The following is a 17,731-nucleotide window of genomic DNA, read 5'->3' on the forward strand; positions in this document are numbered from 1 at the left end:
TAAATGCTTCGTGGATTTCGTCGCGTCGTTCCCAGCGGATGCGCAGGCGGCGGATCAGTCAAGCCATCGCCCCCTACACCAACAAGTCTCCTACGAGGTCAGGCGACTGCTGTTGACGCTACCGAAGGCGGCGGCACCCTGGTGAAATTATCTCCCTAGGCGGAGACCCTCATGTGCTAGGAATTCAAGGAAACCGATCGCCGCGAATTGCACTTGGCCATCCTCATGATCCCAGAAATCAACCTGGTCTGCGCAGCGGCCTTCAATTACTGAGAACCCCCACCAGTCACCAGTACCGACCGGGGCAATAGCAACAAAGTCGCCGTTTCCAAACTCGGCTACGTTAACCTTCCTCAGGTCATCCTCGTGATCATCAGATGCAACGACTGGCAGAAGATCGAGGAAGAGGAACATCCCTCCTCCATGACGTTTCATGAACTCCCTGTATGTAACAGGGAGCTGCACCTGGAGAGCTTCCTCCACGTCCAGCAGTTCAGCTTCAGACGCCCTTCGCGACTCAAATACTTCGAGACCCTCTGGACTGCTCAGGCCGGCGCGCTTGGCGCGAGCTGTAGACAAAAGGGCTTGAAACTCTTCAAACTCCACGATCTCACCTATTGATCATCCAGGCCAGTTTTCGAACCAGTGTTCCGGAGTGTACGTACCCCAACCTTGCTCCTGCGATCTATACCACCAATGCAGCCGAGTGTCTGCCGTCCGCATCTCCGACGAGACTCCTTGGTTGATACCTACGCCGCCGGGATACTTGTTGCGATGAAGATCCGTACCGGCACCTCGGTGAACTTCTTGATCTAGTTCATGAATTGGAGAGCCGGGCATTTGATCCGCGTGATGGATCTCAATGCGATCCCCGAGCTGATTGGGCCGCAATCCGAGCGAGCCTCGAATAATGTCAGATCGAGTCCAGGGTCCCGAGTTTCTGATTGCGCTATCCGCTGGCCCCGCCCCGGTTCCTGAAGCACAGGTGCACCCCACTCCAGCCGGAGTGTTACCGCAGTTGTGAACAAGTACCTGCGTCGCACCTGCCAGCACATAGTACGTGTGCAGGTCATTGACTGTCAGGTTGTACATGTACTGGTCACCCGCACGAGGCGTCACCGAGACGACGCGGACGTGCTGGTTTGTATCTGTGTTAAGTGCGTGGCCGACAGCAAGCTTCCCGGTGGCTGCCCATTTGTGAAGGGTGTCGTCCCAGATGAGGTGCTTGGCGGTGGTGTGCAGGACCCCTATCGTGCCGTCTGCTTGGCGGACGCGGAGATCGACGAGGTCGTAATCGTGGTTGATCCACACTGCAGAGACAGCGCGTATTCCCTTACGTTTACCTGTCTTTGGATCAGCCGTTGTGACCTTGTCACCGAGTTTGATCTTTCCTATGGGCTTCGACTTGCCATTGGACAGCAGCACGGGTGTGTCGGGTGTGAAGCTTTTACAAGCCCCCTTGGTGAGGATTGCCACCAGCGCGAAGGCGCCGATCCTTCCGGTGGCGTGGGCGCCGTCGCCCTGTTTGTACTCTGTATAGATGCTGGCGCCGGTTTCGTACGTGCTCCCGATGGTGTTGATAAGTGGCGTGACAGGCACGGTCATGTCGATGCAGGTGGCGATGTCGCCTCCGAGGAGGCAGTCGCCGCCCGATTGGAGGCTGGCGAGGCCTTGGTTGACCATGCCCGCGCCCATGTCTTTGAACTCGTCGGTGAAACCGGAGAGTAGGCCGCCGAGTCCGCTTTTGTGGCTGACGCTGCTCCAGTGTTCGTGGCCTCCGCCTCCGCTGTTGGCGGTTCCGCTCTTGCTGCCGCCACTGTTGTAGCTCTGGCCGGTCTCGGCGTAGATCGTGTTGGCGGACTTTTTGCCGCTAGGTGCATGACCGGGCGCTGCGTTCTCGTATCCCGGTCCTGGCCTGGTTGGGCAGTCGAAGTCCGCGCAAAGTCCGCTGGGGTCGCTCTTGTTGACGGGGTTGCCGGCGGCGTAGCTGTAGCCGGCGAGTTGTTGGTCGTCGATGGCTTCGAAGAGGGGGTCGAGGCTGGCGAAGCGGCCGAGTGTGGGGTCGTATTGGCGGGCGCCGAGTTGGCATGGTCGACGAGGACCAGGCGCGGGTGGTGGTGTCGACGGTGCACAAGGCCAAGGGCCGCGAGTGGAAGCGGGTGCGGATCGGGGCCGGATTCACGCCACCTGCGGAGGAGGCAGAGTCACGTGGAGTGCATCCGGCGGAAGCACGTCTGATTTACGTGGCGGTGACGCGGGCTCGTGAGGCGCTGGATACGACGGGGATCCAGTGGGCCGAAGCCCAGATCCGGCATGCCTCGCGCGCAACTTTGACCAGTACCCCGGACGGCGTGCCCCTGGCCGCGCTGCCTCTGACCGGACAGCTCCAGTACCCGCGCTCGCCGATGTCCGTCTTTCTGAACCGGCATCTGCCGCGTCCCGAGCGGGTGGTCGGCGCATACCTGGACCGCTCTCGGGGGCTTCCTCCCGCGGTGCAGCCCATGGATGAGCGGCGCCCCGACTACGCGGCCCTGGGGCACACCATCGACTACCGCCTCCGGCTCAGCCTCGGCCGCGGCCCTGGAGGCGCGGTCGCGTCGGGCATCCGGCTACTCGGCAGCCAGCTCCCGATCGAGGGGGCTCCCGCCCCTGAGGTGCGTGAGACCTTGCATACGGCCGGCACCCACCTGCTTGCCCGTCTCCAGAACCACCTCGAAGGAGGACCTGCACTGGGCGAGGAGGAATTGTCCCGGCTGTGTCACGTGGCCGGGTTCTACGAGGCCATCTACCGCAACGGCGTCTTCTCCCGGCGCCGGAACCTCCTGGCCCTCGCCGACGCGCACACCACCGTGGATCACCTGACCGCGGCGGTACCGGCGTACGTGCTGGAGGACATCTCCGAGCAGATGGAGCTGGCCGAACGGCCTTTCGCACCGTTCAGGGACTTGCCGGACAGCCAGCGGGTGTGCGGGCCGGTGTTCACCGGCAGTGCCGACCTGGGCGGGGCCGTTGCGGACTTCATCGTCGGCGGGCTGCTGATCGACTGCAAGGCCACCACCCGCCCCCACACGATCAACCGCTCAGCCGTACAGCAGCTCGCCGGATACCTGCTGCTCGACTACGACAACGCGTACGGCATCGACCGGGTGGGCCTCTACCTGTCCCGCCAGGGCGCTCTGATCACATGGGACGTCCCGGAATTCCTCAATGCTCTGGGCACTCAGGTTCCACTCCCCCAGCTGCGAGCGCTGCTGCGCGACCACCTTCGCCGGCCACAGCGCTCGACGCCGTCGGAGAAAGGCTGACCGCGGACTGGCGATTCGCCGGTGCCGGCAGACCGGCTCATGTACGTGAGGTCAATGAGTACCGCTCCTGGGAGCGGTACTCATTGACCTCACGTACATGAGCTCTGGTTCTTGGAACTGTTCAGGTTGCGCGGCGCAGAGGGACGACGACGTCCTCGCCGGTGCTCTTCTCGCTGAGCCGGTAGTAGCTGATGTGCGCCAGCCGCTCGGATTCCTCGAGCCATCCGGCCTCCACGACCTGGCGGCGGGTGCGCGAGAACACGGTCGGGGACATGCCGACGAGTTGGGCGAGGTTGGCACCGGTCTCAACGACGGCGCCGCCGCGGTCGGTGGGGTGCATCGCGTAGAGCATGACGACCAGGCGCTGGTTGGCGGTCATACCGGCGGTGCGGTGGAGGATATCCAGGAGCATTCGCTTGTCGTCGTTGTTCACTGGGCCTCCCACCACGAAGTGGACGTGTTGTCGAAGCCGGGGATGTCCGGCGGGTTGCACGTCTTGATCGCTTCCCGCTGCTCGATCCCGGTCCCGTGAAAGGCAATGTACGGGCTGATCCGGTAGAGCCTGTAGTTGCCGATCCGGCCGCGCTCGATCAGGATGCGACGCTTGAGTAGTTTCCGGTTGATCTTGCCGACGGCATCGGCGGTCATCCCGACCTTCTTGGCGATGTCCGCGCCGGTCGCCCTCAAGGGCGCCATGCCCTGGGGGGAGATCCCGATCCACCAGAGCACCAGGAACTTCTGGCTCGGAGTGAATTCCTTGCTCTCGGTGATCGCTGCGACTCTCGCCTTGTCAACCTGGATGTGCTCGCCGGAGAAGGCATAGGGCGCATAGGGGATGGCCTCGCCCGTGTCCGCATCAACAAGTCTGCGTACTGCTCCCAACGGGCCCTCCGTACTGGGCATTGCCTTGACGCACATGAACCACGGCCCTCAGGCCGACCAGATGAACTTAACGTACATGAGCACGGAGTTCATCAACTCTGCCTCCAGGGCGTGTCGCTCAACCTGAGACGGATCCGTTCCTGCAACCTCCCTGCCCGGACAGAGCACATGCTCATGAACCTGACGTCAATCTGGTCAGATCCTGTAGCCGTGGTCACGGTTCTCGGGACATGGGCACCAGGGCTCCAAGAGCTGCCTGCCCTGCTCTCAGAAACCGGGTGCACGATGGAGGGAACTGGGTGCCAGATCGCCGGAACTGGATGAGGAGGGGCGTTCCTGCAGGTCAGGGTGCCATTGGCGCCTGCACCCTCTTTAGCAGTAGGACAGGCTGTCACCGGCGGCTGTACCCCGTGCACGCCGTGCCCGGGAAGGCAGTCGCGCGTGGCATTGCTGAACGCCCCTGGCGGGCGGTCACACCCGTACCCCTCTCACCGGTCGGCAAAATCCCTCGTCCTCCCCCACCCTCGCCAGCCCGCGAAAGCACGCAACGACGCGGCTGCAGTCGGCGAAGCACCCGCCACGTGTGCCTCCATCAGCCCCCACGCGGCCTCAGCCACGCCGTCCTGCAAACCACCACTGCAAGCTGTTGCCGCCCGATCACCTGAGGGCACCGTCGGTTCATCGGAGGCCCTCAGGGGCCGAGGATGCACCGACCCGTAGGCGCCGAGAGCCTCACTTCGTCCGTAAAAAGGAAATCCGTACCGGCGCCTGCCCAGAGACCGCCCCGGTCGCCAGGGCACGAAGGGCACACCTTGCGCGTTCAACACCCGGCCTGTGCCGTCCTGCCCGGCAGGGGATCGTTACAGCTGGGCTTCCAGGGTCACTGACTTCGCGGCAAACCCGTGACGCTCGTAGAACTTGATGGCGTGGGGGTTGCTCGCATAGGCGGTGACGTCAACGCGTTGAGCCTGCTGTTCCTTGGCCCAGGTCATGAAGCCGGCCACGAGGCGGGCGCCGATCTGCCCGCGGCGCCACTCGGGCTTGACGTACATGCTGACCAGTGTGGCTGTTGCTCTGGGCTTCATCGGAGAGGCACCTGACAGCACGGCCGTCAGGTGGCCCACGATCTGGTCTCCAGCGTCGGCGACGAGTGTCAGGCGCTCAGGTACCTCAAGGTTCTGGCGGAAGCGTTCTGCACCGTGTTCGCGGGGCCAGTTGACGTTGATGCCCCCGGGATCGCGGGTTCCGCCGTCTTCCGCGAACAGCCCTGCGCTGCACTCCACGAGCCCAGGCAGGTCTCGTTCCTCGGCTCGCCGTATGACCGTTTTATTTGGCTGCGTACTCATGTAAGTCACCTTAGAGCTCGTAACACGATCTTGTTGAGATGTCCTGGTCGGGCGTGACCGGTCTAGTGATTCGGCTGTTCGTGATGGTGTGAGCACTCGGCCGTGGATCGTGGACGATGACTTGTGGGCGCTGATCGAGCCGCTGCTGCAGCCCTGGCCCGAGCGGTCGCCAGGGCCACGGCCGGTAGCGGACAGGCGCTGTCTGCAGGGCATCCTCTACGTCCTCTACAACGACATAGCCTGGCAACTCCTGCCGCTTGAGCTGGGGTTCGGCTCCGGACAGACCTGCTGGCGCCGCCTGGAACGGTGGCAGCGAGCGGGCGTCTTCGACCAGCTGCACCGCATCCTGCTCGCCGAACTGAACGCGGCCGGCGAACTCGATTGGTCACGAGCCTGCGTAGACGGCTCACACATCCGCGCGAAAAAAGGGGGGTGCCGACACCGGTCCGTCGCCGGTCGACCGGCGCAAGACAGGCAGCAAACACCACCTGATCTGCGACGGCCGCGGCACCCCGCTCAAGGTCATCACCACCGCGGCCAACGTCAACGACGTCACCCAGACCCTGGCCCTGATCGACGGCATCCCGCCCGTCGCCGGCCGCCCCGGCAGTCCTCGCAAGCGCCCCGAAGCCCTGCTCGGCGACAAGGGCTACGACTCCAACCCCCACCGCGAGGAACTCCGCAAGCGGCGGATCCTGCCTGTCATCTCCCGAAAGGGCGCCCCGAACATCAAGGACCTGGGCAAACTCCGCTACGTCGTCGAGCAGACCTTCGCCCTTCTCCACCAGTTCAAGCGCCTGGCCGTCCGCTGGGAACGCCGCACCGAACTCCACGACGCCTTCGTCTCATTGGCCTGCGCCCTCATCTGCTGGAGACGACTGAACAAGCACTGGTCCTGATCGCGTCGCGAGCCTTCAGCTACAACTCACACCACTCACCCAGAGAGCCGGCCGCCCGCGTCTGGGTGAAGCCGTACACCAGACTCCACGCCCGATCGGTGTCCAGGACAAAGTCGCCCGTGAACACGGCGAGGTCATCCATGATCGGGACTTCGACCTCGGCACCCGAGGGCACGATGCCGTCTCCTGCGAGCAGAGACATCCGCTCGGCGTCACTCATCAGATGGACGACCGCGTGATCACCCCGGAAGGCCAGGATCAGCACCGGAAACTCCTTGTCCGGCGACCGAACCTCCACGTACCCCTGGCCGCGGGACCGCAGGTCGTTGAAGCGGTCGGACAGGTCCTCCACCTCTGAACGTCTCTCAACCGGATGGAACAACCCAGATTCCGGCGACGTCGCCGCCCACATCACGCTCATCCAACCACTCTTCCCCACACAAGCCGTCGCCCGCGATCCAGGGCCACGCTCCACCATGACGGAACTGCTGAGGCTGGGCCGCATGATCGTGTTACGAGTTCTAAGCAGCAGCACCGTCTGACCACAGCTACACCCCAAACTGACCAGCCCAGGTCAGAACACCCGCTCCTGATCACAAAGACTGCTCCTAGACAGCAGCGCCCGCCGCACTCGGACTGGAATGGGCGTGGAAGCGGGGCCGGAGGGCACTGCAGAGAGTGCCCGCTGGCCCCGCGCCGTGTCACAGATAGGTCAGATTGGTCCTTCGCACTCGTCGATCCAGTGCGCGAGGAGGCTCAAGGCTGCGAGGCGTTCCAGCGCCTGCTGGGCAGTCATCTCGTCGGAGGCCACGTGAGTAGCCGTGTTACGGACGGTCATGTTGAGTCCGGGCGCGTACTTGGACAGACCGTTCTGCATAGAGCTGACCGTGCGGTCGCTCGGGTCCCCGGGCCACGTCAGCACCGGACTCCTGGCGTTGAAGACCTTCTCGTAGACGTTGGTGGCGTCCATGTTGGCCAGCCCGGTGCGGGTTCCCAGTAGCGGATGCGGATGGTGCCGTCGGAGGTCGGTAAGCGCCTCAGGGCTGGATGGCTGCCAGCTAGTGAGCCCCGGCCTCCCCCTTAGCTGACGGGGGTTAGCCGGGCCCGAGGGTGCGCCTGCCGGTGCGCGGGGGCGGCAGGGGCCGCGGGTGCGGGTGGCTGGTCGGCGGCGCGCTGCGCGGCGGTGCCGGGCCGCTCGGCAGGCTTCGGGGCGGGCAGGGAGCGGGACTGGGGACCGCCGCCCAGAAGGCGGCGGGGGGTGCTCACAGCGCCCATCCTGGCAGCCTCCGGGCTCCCGGCCCCATGCTGACTCTGGACGGGAGACGGGGCTCTGGCTCAACTTCTGTGACGCGACCCCGTGAGCCGGATTGTCATGAACGTTCGGGGATATGCGAGAAGGGAACCAGCCGAAGGGGACAGGAGGACCTCATGCAAGGTGGCATGACGCCTCTGAGGAACCGCTACCTCGCCGCGTGTTTCATCGTCGTCATGTACCTGCTGGTTGGCTCCCTGTTGGCTAGCTTGCTCGCTGCGGCGCTCTCGCCCGGCGGCGTGTGGGCAGGAGCGGCAGCTCTCATGGGCGGGGCCCTTGGGGCCGGCTTCGGTGTGTGGCGTCTCCGACGGACGCCCGCGGATGAACGCGCCGACGACGACATCTACTAGGCACAGGGCCGCCGCTGAACGTGCGCCCGCGTCACACAACGCGTGCCAGGGCCAGGACTCGTGAACAAGCACCCTGCCCTGGCCCTGGCGCTCACGGGGCCGTGAGCGGCTCCCCGGATCCGGCGCGGGCAGCGGCCAGCGCGGTGCGCGCCGTGGCGGCCGTGTAGCCCAGCCGGGCGGCGATGTCGTCCGCGCTCGCGGCCGGCGCTTCCTCGAGGAGCGCGGCGACGGCCTGCGCCCGCAGCGCCCCCAGCACCCGCTGAGCCGTGCCCGGGTGGATGCCCAGCCGCTTACCGACGTCGGCCGCGGTGACGTCCGGCCGGACTTCGAGCAGCGCAGCGATACGCGGACGGAGCTCCGCGCGCGGCACACCGTCGGCGGCGCCGTCCGGCCTGCCGCTGCCCTGCCCCCGGCCAGGCCGGGCAGCCAGACAAGCCGCTCTCGCGGCTCTCGGGCTGGAGTGGGCGGGGCCTTGAGGTGGCCCGCATGGGCTATGCACGCCGGTTTCTCCTCTCTGGCGGGGGTGCTGGGCAGGCGACGAGGGGCGGCGCATTGGGGATGCGCCGCCCCTCGCTGTTGTTCGAGCAGACCGCGCGTACTCCGCTTCGGGTGGTTCGGCGAAACGTCACCGCCCTCCCTGAAAGAGATTCGGACGGGTTAAGTGAAAAGGATAAATCCAAGGATAAGAGTTGATGTGGGTGCTTGGAGGTGGGCCACTGATGGCGAGTCAGGAAGAGCTGTTCGCGTCCGTCGACGCGCTGCTTGCGGAGGAACCGCAGCTCCCGTCCCCGGCAGAGCGGCAAGAGCTGGGCGTGGACACTCCCGCCGGCTGGTCGTTGATCCGGTAGGACACCCCAGAGCACAGAGAGACCCCGGGCCGCAGATGCCCGGGGTCTCGTGCGACGGCGGTCGCCTTCAGTACACCGGCCGCACCACCACTCTCGCCCGGGCGGCGAGCGTCGCGGTCGCCGGGCTGCTCGCTCCGGCCCGGCGCGGTCATCCGTGGACGGGCTGGTCGTTCTCCGCCGGGTGGGGGAGCCGGGAGACGCTGACCGTCACGCTGGTGGAACCGGAGCTGGTGGTGGAAGTCGGCGTCGACGTCGCCCGTGACGCTGCCGGCCGATGGCGCCACCCCGCACGCCTGCACCGTGCCCGCCCCGACCTCTCCCACGCCGACGTCTCCCGCCTGACGTCACCGCCCCACTGACGGCGGCCGGGCGCGGCGGTCCCGGCCGACGCGCAACCGGCTGAGCGCACCCCGCTCCCCGGCCGCGGCCGCGCCGCCCATCCCGCCCGTCCCTTCCTCCTTCACTCAAGCCAAAGGACATGGGCAGACAGCCCACAACAGGGATGCCGGCAGGCCGACCCGACCCCGGCAAAACAGTGCGGTGACCTGCGTGTCGTCCAGGTTCACGAAGCCGGACTCGTCGCGGCCGGAGTCCATGTAGGTGTCGACGGCCGGGGCCGCGGCGGCGCGCAGCTGCCAGGTCCGCACGACGTCGTGCAGGGTGTGAGGCTGTAGCTGTGGCGGGAGTCTCCAGGGCTTTGGCCCAGTCTCGCTCGAAGGCCGGCACCCACATTTCGGCGCGGCGGTCGGCGCGCAGCTGGGCGGCGGCGGCCGGGGCCGGCGGGGCGGAGGCTTGGTCGGGCTGCGCGCTCATCGGCACCCCCTGGCAGGTCCTCCCGCCCGGTACGCGCGACGAAAAGCCGTAGAGGAGTGTGCCGAAGCACCGTAGTTGTCACAGTCGGCCCCCACTGACCTGCGGCTCGGGTCGCGCAAAGCACAGTGGTTGTCCCCAGATTGGCGCGCCACTTGTCACCAACAGCACGCGAGGCACGGCGAGTGTCACCGGTGTTCTACCGAACGCTTGGGGCTGCACAGCAAGCCTTGACAGGTCAGCCCGGTGCGTCTGAGCGTCAACGTGGGGCCGGCCATGCTTGTGCTCAGCTGCCCGCGGCCGGTGGGATCAAGCGGTTACATCCGAGTCGGGAGCGTACGGTTCGGTCTCCGCCCAGGCAGGTGGTCCTCCGAGTTGCCAGTCGAGCGGCACTTGGGAGCCGTCCAACGAGACGCGGGCCGCGTTCACGAAGCGCAACTGCCCTGCGGCAAGAGCCTCCTGCGCCTCCCGCAGTTCTTCTCGTGTCTTCGGGGAACGGGCGACCAGTTCCGCGAAACGGCCGACAGTGCTGGTCAACTCTGCAGCCGCTGCCGCCACCTCTCGGGTGGCAACAAGGCTGAGCGCGACCAGCGCCGCGTTCCACGGTGCCCAGTCGAGCCGGTGAGGCCGGTCCGCGAGAAACGCCGTACGAAGTTCGATCTCGACTGCGACGAACTCCCGCAGGAACGTCGCGTACGTGGCCGTCCGGTTGTCCCTTACCCACTGCTCGTTCTGGCCTCGGCGCCCGACGACGCCACCTGCGAAGACACCTACGACCGTGGCGGCAACACCGCCCGCAGTCGAGATCACAATCTCCCACGGGACCGTCAAGGCCATCCTCCCGTACTTATGGGACCCACCCGAAGATCGAACCTAACCGATCAGGCAGATGCCGCCCCCTGATACCAGCCCTCTACGCCGTGCTGAACACAGGTGCCTTCTCAATGCACTCGCCCGAAGTCGTTACGCTGCGTAAGACCATAAGCAATGGATCAGGGCCCGTTCTCGTGGACCAAGCCGCGCCGAACCTCGCCGGTGACAACCAGCCTGCCTGGGTGACAACTACCGTGCTTCGGCTCAAGAGGCGATGGGCAGATCGCCTTCCGTCGGCGTCATCAGTAGTCCAGGTCGAGGTAGTCGATGTCGTTGATCTCGACGTCGCTGAGGCCCTGTGCGCGCACGCCGCCGTCCTGGAAGTAGATGTCCTTGAAGCCTTCGGCGATGATCGCGCGCATCTCCTGGTCGCCGGCGCCCTGGTCGCGGGCGTCGAAGAGGCGCTGGGCGTAGGCCGGGGGGAGGTGGACGGTGAGGCGGCGGAAGCGTCCGTCGTCGGTGGTGCCGACGGGTGCGGTGTAGCCGAAGCGGGCCCGCGTCTCCACCGTGACGCCGGTGGCGGTGGCGGCCTGCCGGCGGCGGCGCTTGCGGACCCGGGGCTGCCAGCGCTGCCGCACCGCCTCATCAACCTTCGATGCGACCTCGGCCGGTGGGTGCTTGCGGGCGCCGCGCCGGTAGCGGTTGACGGAGTCGGCGGTGACCCCGATCTCCGCCGCCACGGCTTTCGCACTGCCCAACTGGCGGATCAGGAAGCCGATCCGGCCCTTCAGCGTCCTGGGCGGCTCCTGGGTGAACGACTCGCGGTCGGCGCGCTCGATGGCGTCTTCGATCTCTCCCGCCACGGCCTACTCCCCTTCGTCCAGGACGGCGTCGCCGCCCTTGATGTGACGGGCTGGGTTGAGGCTCTGCTCCATCAGGTCGACTGCCCACAGCATCGTCTGGACACCCTCCAGTTTCGCCAGGCCCGGCGTCGGCCCGAGGCGGAACCCGCCGGGCTGCGGCTTGCCCGAGGCCGCGTAGGGGAGGAAGTCCAGCGGGCTCTCCCCCGGTGAGGGGTAGACGACGCAGTCGGACAGCACCGCGAGCGGGAACAGGCCCGTCATCCTGGCCATGTTGGCGAGCTTGCGGTGCATGTTCACCCGGGCCTTGCTGATGACCGCGGCGCGGATGTCGGGGCGCCAGGTCGGGCGTTCCAGCGCCGGCCACCGCTCCCCCTGTTGGTAGGCCTTGCCCTGCGGGCGCTCGCGCAGCTTGCCGACGCCGCCCTTCACCGTCGCCTTGATGGCGGCCAGCACGGCGGCCATCGCCGGGTCGGCCTGCTTGTGCCGCTCCATCGCCGCGAGGAACTGCCGGTCGTCGAGGTCTTTGGTGACGCCGAGGTCGGCGAGGGTGTCGACGTAGGCGGTCTTGAGGCGGTCGTGCCACGGGTCCAGGTACGCGCCGCTCTCACGGCGCAGGTACGCCTCGAGGGGGTGGACGTTGTAGCCGAGTTCCTGGGCGTAGGCGACGGTGTGTGTCTGGTACCAGGCCGGCCCTGTCGGGCGGGTGCCGTCCGGGGTGAACGGGCTGGGCAGGCGGGGGTCGAGCTCGATGTGGGAGAGGTCGACCAGCCAGGAGCCGGGGATCTTTGGATTGAAGGCGGGGGCGTGGAAGTGGTCGGGGGCGGACAGGCCGACGACCAGGCGGGCCGCGGCCGCGAGGAACGCAGTGTTGAGGTCCAGGCCGACCGCATACGGCAGCGTGCACTCCTCATCGCTCAGCAGGTCGACGTCGCGCACCCACTGGTAGGCCTCCTCGTTCAGGAAGCCGCCACTCCAGCCGGAGTTGACGACAACCGGGTGTTCGGTGGTGGCCTCCGGCGGCGCCGGGTCCATCGGCTCCGTCCCGAGGCTGCCGGGGTTGTAGCCGGACACCCAGTTCCCGGTCGCACGGTCCTGCACCGCCCGGGTCGGCGGACGCAGCGCCGTCATCAGCTCCAGGCCCGAGACGGCGGTGGAGCCGCGCGGGGTGATGACCCGGGTCGCGTAGACGCCGAGGACGCGGGCGATGTCGGCCGGCTCCATGTCCGCAACACCGGGCCAGGACCGCTCATCGAGGGCGTCCCAGGACAGCACTGCCAGCTGTACGCACTGCCGGTCGCGGCCCTGGGCCTTGCGGTAGATCCGTGCCCAGGGGCCGAACCCGCGCTGGGTGAGCTGCCACTTCGCCTTGACCACCTGCTTGACGACCGGGTGGTCGGCGGGCAGGCGCAGGGAGCGGCGCTGCTCGTGACCCTCCAGGCGCCCGGGGAGTCCGAGCTTCACGGCGGCCGCGGCGGTGAGGATGATCAGCGGGTCGGAGTCCTTGCCGTTGCGGTGCAGCTTCGGCGCACCGAGGCCGGACTCCTTCAGGGTCCACTCCACCAATTCGGGGATGGTGCGGGCGGGGCAGTCGAGCACGATGCCGTCGACGCCGTAGGCGGAGCCGTCGCCGTCCAGCACGGCGAGCGGACCGTGCGGGAACCGCGGGTCCAGGGCGGGTCCGGCGGTCTTCTTCGGGGCCGGGCGACGGGACGATGTCGCAGGGCGGGCGGCCGGGCTCTCCGGTGCGACCGGCATAGCGGTCACCTCCGCCGACGCGACGGTCTGCGTCGCGGGCGCCGCGGGTGCGGTCGGGCTGGTGGACGTCTTGGGAACCGTCTCTGAGTGGGGATCGGCAGCCGGGGCGGGGCCGTGTGCGGGGTGCTTCGCCGCCCAGCCGTCCAGCAGCCGCCGGTAGGCCGACAGACGAGGCTCCTTCGGCTCGCTCCGGCCGTTCTCCCAGTTCTTGATGCTCTGCGTCGACGTCTTCATCGCGGCCGCCAGGCGGGCCTGCGTGATGCCCGCGGCTTCACGCAGCCGCGCACGCTCCGCAGGGGGCGGGAGCTGCGGCTCCTCCTCGAGCAGCGCGTCCACGGACGCGAACAACTCTTCCTCACTGGTTGCCATGCACGCCTCCTCAACCTGAGACCCTAGCAGAATTTAACCCAATTATTTATCTCCTCACTTAGCCAGATCGGATTCAGGTGCAGCATCGAGCTCATGGCTGCTGATCTTCTACGGCTGGCGACTGGGCCTGAAGGAGGGCTCCGCGATCGCGGTGAAGCGCCAGGGCCCGCGGAGTGTGACCTGGAAGGCGTACTTGGCGGGATGGCAGCCGTAGGACATGGGTATAGTGCAGTCACAACCTTTTACTCAGGCACAGGGGCCCCGCCGATACGTCGGCGGGGCCCCTGTATTTGTGCGGTCAGGCCACCTGCAGGTTGGGGCGTCCCTCGGCGGGAGGCACCGTGGCGTAGGAGGGCAGCTTGAGGTTGGGCAGGTCGCCGGCCTTGATGCTCGCGATGGCCTGCCGGAAAGAGTTCTCCATGTCCTCGGGACTGGCGTACTTGGCCGCGAGGGGGTGCAGGCGATAGGAGTTGCCCCTGCCGCCGTCCTCGTTCTTCGGGCGCAGCACGATGTTGAGGTCGCACAGCGGCGCCATGAGGTTGCTGACGGCCTGCGGGGTGACGCTGTACTCGCGGGCCATGTCTTTTTGCTTTATGGGCAGGTGGCCGCCGAAGTCGGAGCGGTAGAGCAGGTAGTTGTAGAACTTCACCGAGGATCCGGAGATCGGGAGTGCCCAGATGCGCTCGGATACGACCGGGGACAGGACCTCAGCCATCGGTACCCCTTCCTCGTCGACGACAGCGAGACAGTTGGTGGACGTGTATCACCCGGTGCGCTTCCCTCTGCTGTAGTACCCCTGCTGGGTGAACTCGAGGTCCAGCTCTTCCTGGTGCACGTCGGGTCCGATGGCGTTGGGGAAGGCTTCCGGATCGCGATCGTGCTGGGCGGCGATCTGATCGAGGACGGTGTGCTGGGCGGTGCTGTTGCCGTGGAACCACAGTTTCACGTTCAGCTGGATCACGCCGTTTCCGGCCTGTTCCACCCACTTGTAGCCGACCAGGGCCCGGACTGCGCGGTTCACCGTGGAACGGGTGATCCGCTTCCCGCCCTTCTTGGCCGCGAGCTTGTTCAGGCCGTCGGTGATCTCCTGTTGGGTGTACGCGGCGATTCCGGTGCCGCGCTCCTGGCCGCCGGCCACGTAGAGGAACACGCAGAGCTGAGACTTGGTGATGCTGTTGGCGACGGCCAACTGCGCCAATAGCTGCGTGAACCAGTTCGAGGCGAGGCTGTAGCCGGCGTCGCCCGCCATGTCGTGGACGGCTCGGTGGTCGGTCTCGTACTCGAAGGTGACGTTCTTCAGCTTGCGGCGGTCGCGGGGATCGGCGCTCGGGTTGGCCTGGCTGAGCTGTTTACCCAGCACTTGCAGGAGGTCGTCGAACCCGACGTCCTCGGAAGTTCCGTCGGGGATTGCACGAGGGCGCGGGCTCCGGGGTGTTGGCGTTTTGGTGCAGGGGCGCGCCGGGGGTCCGCCAGGAACGCTTCCTCCCGCATGACGGCTCAGGAACTCAACGAGGCATGGAGATTCTGTGCCGTCCGGCCGCACTAATCAAGCAAGGCTTGATTTCCTGTGTCGGGATTGCGGCACACTCCCCGCTCGACATCCCAGGCAAGGCGCAGCTTTCGACGCCTCGCTGCATCGCCCTGACCTGCGGACTTCCCCGGCGCAACCCCAGGCCGCCAAAGATCAACCACAGCTTGAGTTTCGGGGCCGAATGTGCTCGCCACGTTGACATTTCCGGGCCTCAAATGTGCTCCGCAGGACACCATGATCCATCTAAAGATGCAGGTCAGAGGCGAATGGGCGCGGCTGTCTCTTCTTAAAGAGCAGCACCCGCACCCCGCGAACTGCAGGGCCGTCGACATGGCGACCGGCAGACTGCCCGTCTCTACCCACAGCCCCGAACAACCCATCGTGGACCTGTGCCACCGAAAGCCAGCCCGAACAGTGGGTCACACAGGCAACCAGGAACGGAGGCCACCTGCACCACTTCCTTGCCTCAGCCACGCCATCTGCATTTCAGACCGTCACCCGCGTGCTGCCGCGGGGTATCTCCTCTCTCTGCATCGGTGATCAAGGGCGGACAAGAGCGATGACTCCGGATCGCTCAAAACGGAGCAGGTACGGCAGGGGCTGCACGGTCCGGGTCGAGGCGACGACGCCGCTGACAATCGAGATCGCCTGTCAGGGGGACAACGCCACAGGCCTTGACGCCAGCTGCCCTCACAGCTCACAGCCTCGCACCGCGCCTCGTCTACCTGGAAAGCCCCGTCTCGGTCAGCCGCGCCGCGAGCTCGTTGCCGACCGCGCGCAACCGCAGGCGCGCCCCGCGGGCCGCCGATCCCGCCCGACAACTCGATCCCGACCAGGGAAGCGTCGTCGACGGGCGCGGCCACGGTGAAGGCCAGGCACAGCCGCTGGTCGATCGCCGTGCCGACGGTGCCGCCCTCGGTGCCGGCGCCGGGCGGCGGGAGCAGGACATGTGCGGCACGGTTCTGCTGGGCACGGTAGGAGTCGCGCAACGATTTCGTGCCGGCGGACAGTTCGCGGTCCAGGAACCGGTGCAGCGGAGTGTGGGGGCTTTTCAGCCCGTCGACCTGGTGAGGGTGAGCCAGTCGCGGTGCCAGCGGTTGCGACCCTCGGCCGCCCCAGACCGGAGCTCCTCGGCGCGGGCCGTGATCGGGGCGGACGCCCGTGATGTGACCTCTCTGCACAACCCTCGTTGGGTAGTGCGACGCGTGCATACCCCCCGTGAACGCGTACGCAGACGAGGGGCCCGAACCTCGCCCGGCCCGGGCCCCCTGCCGTCACCCGACTTATAGCCGATCGCCGCCTCTGCCCCCTACGGTCTGCGGGTGTTGCTGCCCCTCGTGTCGGCCAGGGCGATACGGGCGGTGATGCGTATGCCGAGCGGCTGCCGCTCGACGGCGAGGTCCTCAGCGACAGCTTTGACGATCTTGAGGCCGTGCTGACCGATCCGGTCAGGATCGGCGGCCCGGGCCGCAGGAAGGGTGGAGTCGCTGTCCCACACGACGACTTCCACAGTAATGCGTGGCGGCCCCGCCGGGCGGCTCACCGGGTCGAGGGAACAGGTGCCGCGGTGCTGACCGCCTTCAACATCCAGGGCTTCACGCGGACGGTAAGCCCCTCACGTGCCCGATGCTCTTCGGGACTGAAGTCGTGCCAGGTGCACGGGTCCGTGCGCCGAGAAAACCGCAGTTGAAGCTCACCGGCCAGGCCCGCAGGACTGGTGACGGTGACTTGGCAGCCAGCGTCGCCCCGTTCGCAAGAGCACCAGGTGTCGGTCACCTTGACGGGCAGACCCCATCCTGGTGCGGTGAGGAGCCGGAGGAAGGTGTCGTGCCGGTCGACTTCGGGAATTGCGTGGTGGATGTGTTCGATGATCCACTGCTCGCCTGGTTTCATCGGGTTGGTCCAGGACGTGGTGGAGAGCGGAACCCCGAGCGTTCGCCACAGGCCTACCCGGCGCAAGACCCCGCTGGCCAGCCACGCGGTGTCCTCGGCCCGGTGAGAGCACACGACCGACAACGCGCCCAAATAGCGTGCGCTCGCCTGCTCCTCGTCGGTCCAACGCCACGGCGACCGCTGCTGGCAACTGACCTGATTCTCGTTCTCGTGGGCCTGCCTCTCAGCGGCCGCCAGCACCTCCCTCCACACACGGGCGGCGACGCCCGCGATCCGGACGCGTGCCGGCGTCCCCAGGAGCGAGACGGTGATGCCGCGTTCGTCGGGCTGAGAGATCCGAGCGCCGGGAATGCCGAGCACCTGTCCGTCCTCATCGATGCGCGGCGGCAGTACGCGCGCGAACTCCGCAGCCGTGGCTTCCCCGTCGATGCGCAGCGTCAGGTGCTTCTTCTCGGGCCGTGCCCAGACGATGCCCCACGGGTAAACGGGGTCGTGTGTCGGCCAGGCGATGGTCCGGAGCACCCATCGTTCCAGGAGCTCCTGGGCGGGCTCGGGTCGAGGGATCAGCGGGTCGCGGCGCCGTGTAGCTCCGGCGATCTGGAATGCCTGCTGGTATGACATCCCGGTGTAGAGCGCGAGCAAGCTGGCGTCGCGGGTCAGTGTCGGCGACCAAGAATTTCCCCACGAACCGAGGTTTCGTGTCGGCGTAATTCCCCACCCCTGCGGTCACGAGTCCCCATGGGGATGGTGACCGT

21 protein-coding genes and 1 pseudogene are annotated in these 17,731 nt (G+C 66.9%); 5 read left to right on the forward strand and 17 right to left on the reverse strand.

Translation table 11 applies throughout. The annotated features are described in order from the left end of the window. Positions 1-147 precede the first annotated feature (147 nt). From J2X68_RS35850 to J2X68_RS40380, 3 genes and pseudogenes are all read right to left on the reverse strand, one after another. On the reverse strand, positions 148-606 hold the full coding sequence (locus J2X68_RS35850; protein WP_310436790.1) for an SMI1/KNR4 family protein: 459 nt from the start codon (positions 604-606) through the stop codon (positions 148-150). A gap of 15 nt (positions 607-621) precedes the next feature. After that, positions 622-1,695 (reverse strand): Hint domain-containing protein, encoded by a 1,074-nt coding sequence (locus J2X68_RS35855; protein WP_310436791.1) that lies wholly within the window; start codon positions 1,693-1,695, stop codon positions 622-624. Positions 1,696-1,953: 258 nt separating this feature from the next. Further along, a pseudogene (locus J2X68_RS40380) lies at positions 1,954-2,178 on the reverse strand (RHS repeat-associated core domain-containing protein); the annotation flags it as partial. Between J2X68_RS40380 and J2X68_RS35860 the strand changes: the two are divergent. Further along, entirely contained in the window at positions 2,088-3,305 is a 1,218-nt protein-coding gene (locus J2X68_RS35860; RefSeq protein ID WP_310436792.1) for an ATP-binding domain-containing protein, read from the forward strand. The pseudogene J2X68_RS40380 and the gene J2X68_RS35860 sit on opposite strands and share 91 nt — an antisense overlap. 121 nt (positions 3,306-3,426) lie before the next feature. Here J2X68_RS35860 and J2X68_RS35865 read toward each other — a convergent pair whose 3' ends face one another. The 3 genes from J2X68_RS35865 to J2X68_RS35875 all read right to left on the reverse strand — a co-directional run bounded on the left by J2X68_RS35865 (position 3,427) and on the right by J2X68_RS35875 (position 5,533). Then, complete coding sequence (locus J2X68_RS35865) at positions 3,427-3,717, reverse strand: replication initiation protein, RepL2 (protein ID WP_310436793.1); 291 nt, start codon at positions 3,715-3,717, stop codon at positions 3,427-3,429. Positions 3,718-3,734: 17 nt separating this feature from the next. Then, the gene (locus J2X68_RS35870) at positions 3,735-4,187 is read right to left on the reverse strand and encodes a MarR family transcriptional regulator (RefSeq protein WP_310436794.1); all 453 of its coding nucleotides are present in this window, start codon (positions 4,185-4,187) and stop codon (positions 3,735-3,737) included. A gap of 860 nt (positions 4,188-5,047) precedes the next feature. Beyond that, on the reverse strand, positions 5,048-5,533 hold the full coding sequence (locus J2X68_RS35875) for a GNAT family N-acetyltransferase (protein ID WP_310436795.1): 486 nt from the start codon (positions 5,531-5,533) through the stop codon (positions 5,048-5,050). Between the two features lie 88 nt (positions 5,534-5,621). Here J2X68_RS35875 and J2X68_RS35880 point away from each other — a divergent pair. Further along, positions 5,622-6,432 (forward strand): IS5 family transposase gene (locus J2X68_RS35880; RefSeq protein WP_399041643.1). Its coding sequence is split into 2 segments (ribosomal slippage): positions 5,622-5,954 and positions 5,956-6,432, totalling 810 coding nucleotides; the frame shifts between segments, so codons are not numbered across the junction. 19 nt (positions 6,433-6,451) lie between these two features. Here J2X68_RS35880 and J2X68_RS35885 read toward each other — a convergent pair. Together J2X68_RS35885 and J2X68_RS35890 are read right to left on the reverse strand one after the other, a co-directional pair. Beyond that, complete coding sequence (locus J2X68_RS35885) at positions 6,452-6,853, reverse strand: hypothetical protein (RefSeq protein WP_310436797.1); 402 nt, start codon at positions 6,851-6,853, stop codon at positions 6,452-6,454. A 291-nt stretch (positions 6,854-7,144) separates the two neighbouring features. Next, complete coding sequence (locus J2X68_RS35890; RefSeq protein ID WP_310436798.1) at positions 7,145-7,402, reverse strand: TIGR02391 family protein; 258 nt, start codon at positions 7,400-7,402, stop codon at positions 7,145-7,147. Positions 7,403-7,872: 470 nt separating this feature from the next. Between J2X68_RS35890 and J2X68_RS35895 the strand changes: the two genes are divergently transcribed. Continuing rightward, positions 7,873-8,094, forward strand: coding sequence for a hypothetical protein (locus J2X68_RS35895; RefSeq protein ID WP_310436799.1), 222 nt, complete (start codon positions 7,873-7,875; stop codon positions 8,092-8,094). 91 nt (positions 8,095-8,185) lie between these two features. On the opposite strand, the gene J2X68_RS35900 is transcribed toward J2X68_RS35895, so the two are convergent. Continuing rightward, complete coding sequence (locus J2X68_RS35900) at positions 8,186-8,464, reverse strand: hypothetical protein (protein ID WP_310436800.1); 279 nt, start codon at positions 8,462-8,464, stop codon at positions 8,186-8,188. A gap of 349 nt (positions 8,465-8,813) precedes the next feature. Between J2X68_RS35900 and J2X68_RS35905 the strand changes: the two genes are divergently transcribed. After that, positions 8,814-8,942 carry a hypothetical protein gene (locus tag J2X68_RS35905; RefSeq protein ID WP_310436801.1) on the forward strand — a complete coding sequence of 43 codons (129 nt, stop codon included), beginning with the start codon at positions 8,814-8,816 and terminating at the stop codon, positions 8,940-8,942. A 35-nt stretch (positions 8,943-8,977) separates the two neighbouring features. Then, positions 8,978-9,301, forward strand: coding sequence for a hypothetical protein (locus tag J2X68_RS35910; RefSeq protein ID WP_310436802.1), 324 nt, complete (start codon positions 8,978-8,980; stop codon positions 9,299-9,301). 105 nt (positions 9,302-9,406) lie between these two features. On the opposite strand, the gene J2X68_RS35915 is transcribed toward J2X68_RS35910, so the two are convergent. The 8 genes from J2X68_RS35915 to J2X68_RS35950 form a co-directional block, all read right to left on the reverse strand. Beyond that, positions 9,407-9,589, reverse strand: a complete 183-nt coding sequence (locus J2X68_RS35915; protein ID WP_310436803.1) for a hypothetical protein — start codon at positions 9,587-9,589, stop codon at positions 9,407-9,409. A gap of 472 nt (positions 9,590-10,061) precedes the next feature. Then, positions 10,062-10,589, reverse strand: a complete 528-nt coding sequence (locus tag J2X68_RS35920) for a hypothetical protein (RefSeq protein WP_310436804.1) — start codon at positions 10,587-10,589, stop codon at positions 10,062-10,064. A 278-nt stretch (positions 10,590-10,867) separates the two neighbouring features. Beyond that, the gene (gene tpg, locus J2X68_RS35925) at positions 10,868-11,428 is read right to left on the reverse strand and encodes a telomere-protecting terminal protein Tpg (RefSeq protein ID WP_310436805.1); all 561 of its coding nucleotides are present in this window, start codon (positions 11,426-11,428) and stop codon (positions 10,868-10,870) included. 3 nt (positions 11,429-11,431) lie between these two features. Further along, the gene (tap, locus tag J2X68_RS35930; protein ID WP_310436806.1) at positions 11,432-13,552 is read right to left on the reverse strand and encodes a telomere-associated protein Tap; all 2,121 of its coding nucleotides are present in this window, start codon (positions 13,550-13,552) and stop codon (positions 11,432-11,434) included. Between the two features lie 298 nt (positions 13,553-13,850). Beyond that, positions 13,851-14,267, reverse strand: coding sequence for a hypothetical protein (locus tag J2X68_RS35935; protein ID WP_310436807.1), 417 nt, complete (start codon positions 14,265-14,267; stop codon positions 13,851-13,853). Between the two features lie 48 nt (positions 14,268-14,315). Next, positions 14,316-14,912, reverse strand: a complete 597-nt coding sequence (locus tag J2X68_RS35940) for a hypothetical protein (RefSeq protein ID WP_310436808.1) — start codon at positions 14,910-14,912, stop codon at positions 14,316-14,318. A gap of 1,480 nt (positions 14,913-16,392) precedes the next feature. Beyond that, positions 16,393-16,581: a hypothetical protein gene (locus J2X68_RS35945; RefSeq protein WP_399041648.1), complete on the reverse strand. Its 189-nt coding sequence runs from the start codon at positions 16,579-16,581 to the stop codon at positions 16,393-16,395. 41 nt (positions 16,582-16,622) lie between these two features. Further along, positions 16,623-17,618, reverse strand: a complete 996-nt coding sequence (locus J2X68_RS35950; RefSeq protein ID WP_310436809.1) for a hypothetical protein — start codon at positions 17,616-17,618, stop codon at positions 16,623-16,625. Positions 17,619-17,731: the final 113 nt, after the last annotated feature.

The sequence above is a fragment of the Streptomyces sp. 3330 genome (assembly GCF_031456635.1).
Classification (GTDB): domain Bacteria; phylum Actinomycetota; class Actinomycetes; order Streptomycetales; family Streptomycetaceae; genus Streptomyces.

Excerpts from the sequence above, each read along its gene's own strand:
- J2X68_RS35855 (WP_310436791.1), bottom strand. The coding sequence starts at position 1,695 with ATGGGCGCGGGCATGGTCAACCAAGGCCTCGCCAGCCTCCAATCGGGC.
- J2X68_RS35860 (WP_310436792.1), top strand. The coding sequence starts at position 2,088 with ATGGTCGACGAGGACCAGGCGCGGGTGGTGGTGTCGACGGTGCACAAG.
- J2X68_RS35865 (WP_310436793.1), bottom strand. The coding sequence starts at position 3,717 with ATGCTCCTGGATATCCTCCACCGCACCGCCGGTATGACCGCCAACCAG.
- J2X68_RS35875 (WP_310436795.1), bottom strand. The coding sequence starts at position 5,533 with ATGAGTACGCAGCCAAATAAAACGGTCATACGGCGAGCCGAGGAACGA.
- J2X68_RS35885 (WP_310436797.1), bottom strand. The coding sequence starts at position 6,853 with ATGAGCGTGATGTGGGCGGCGACGTCGCCGGAATCTGGGTTGTTCCAT.
- J2X68_RS35890 (WP_310436798.1), bottom strand. The coding sequence starts at position 7,402 with ATGGACGCCACCAACGTCTACGAGAAGGTCTTCAACGCCAGGAGTCCG.
- J2X68_RS35895 (WP_310436799.1), top strand. The coding sequence starts at position 7,873 with ATGACGCCTCTGAGGAACCGCTACCTCGCCGCGTGTTTCATCGTCGTC.
- J2X68_RS35905 (WP_310436801.1), top strand. The coding sequence starts at position 8,814 with ATGGCGAGTCAGGAAGAGCTGTTCGCGTCCGTCGACGCGCTGCTTGCG.
- J2X68_RS35910 (WP_310436802.1), top strand. The coding sequence starts at position 8,978 with ATGCCCGGGGTCTCGTGCGACGGCGGTCGCCTTCAGTACACCGGCCGC.
- J2X68_RS35920 (WP_310436804.1), bottom strand. The coding sequence starts at position 10,589 with ATGGCCTTGACGGTCCCGTGGGAGATTGTGATCTCGACTGCGGGCGGT.
- tap (WP_310436806.1), bottom strand. The coding sequence starts at position 13,552 with ATGGCAACCAGTGAGGAAGAGTTGTTCGCGTCCGTGGACGCGCTGCTC.
- J2X68_RS35935 (WP_310436807.1), bottom strand. The coding sequence starts at position 14,267 with ATGGCTGAGGTCCTGTCCCCGGTCGTATCCGAGCGCATCTGGGCACTC.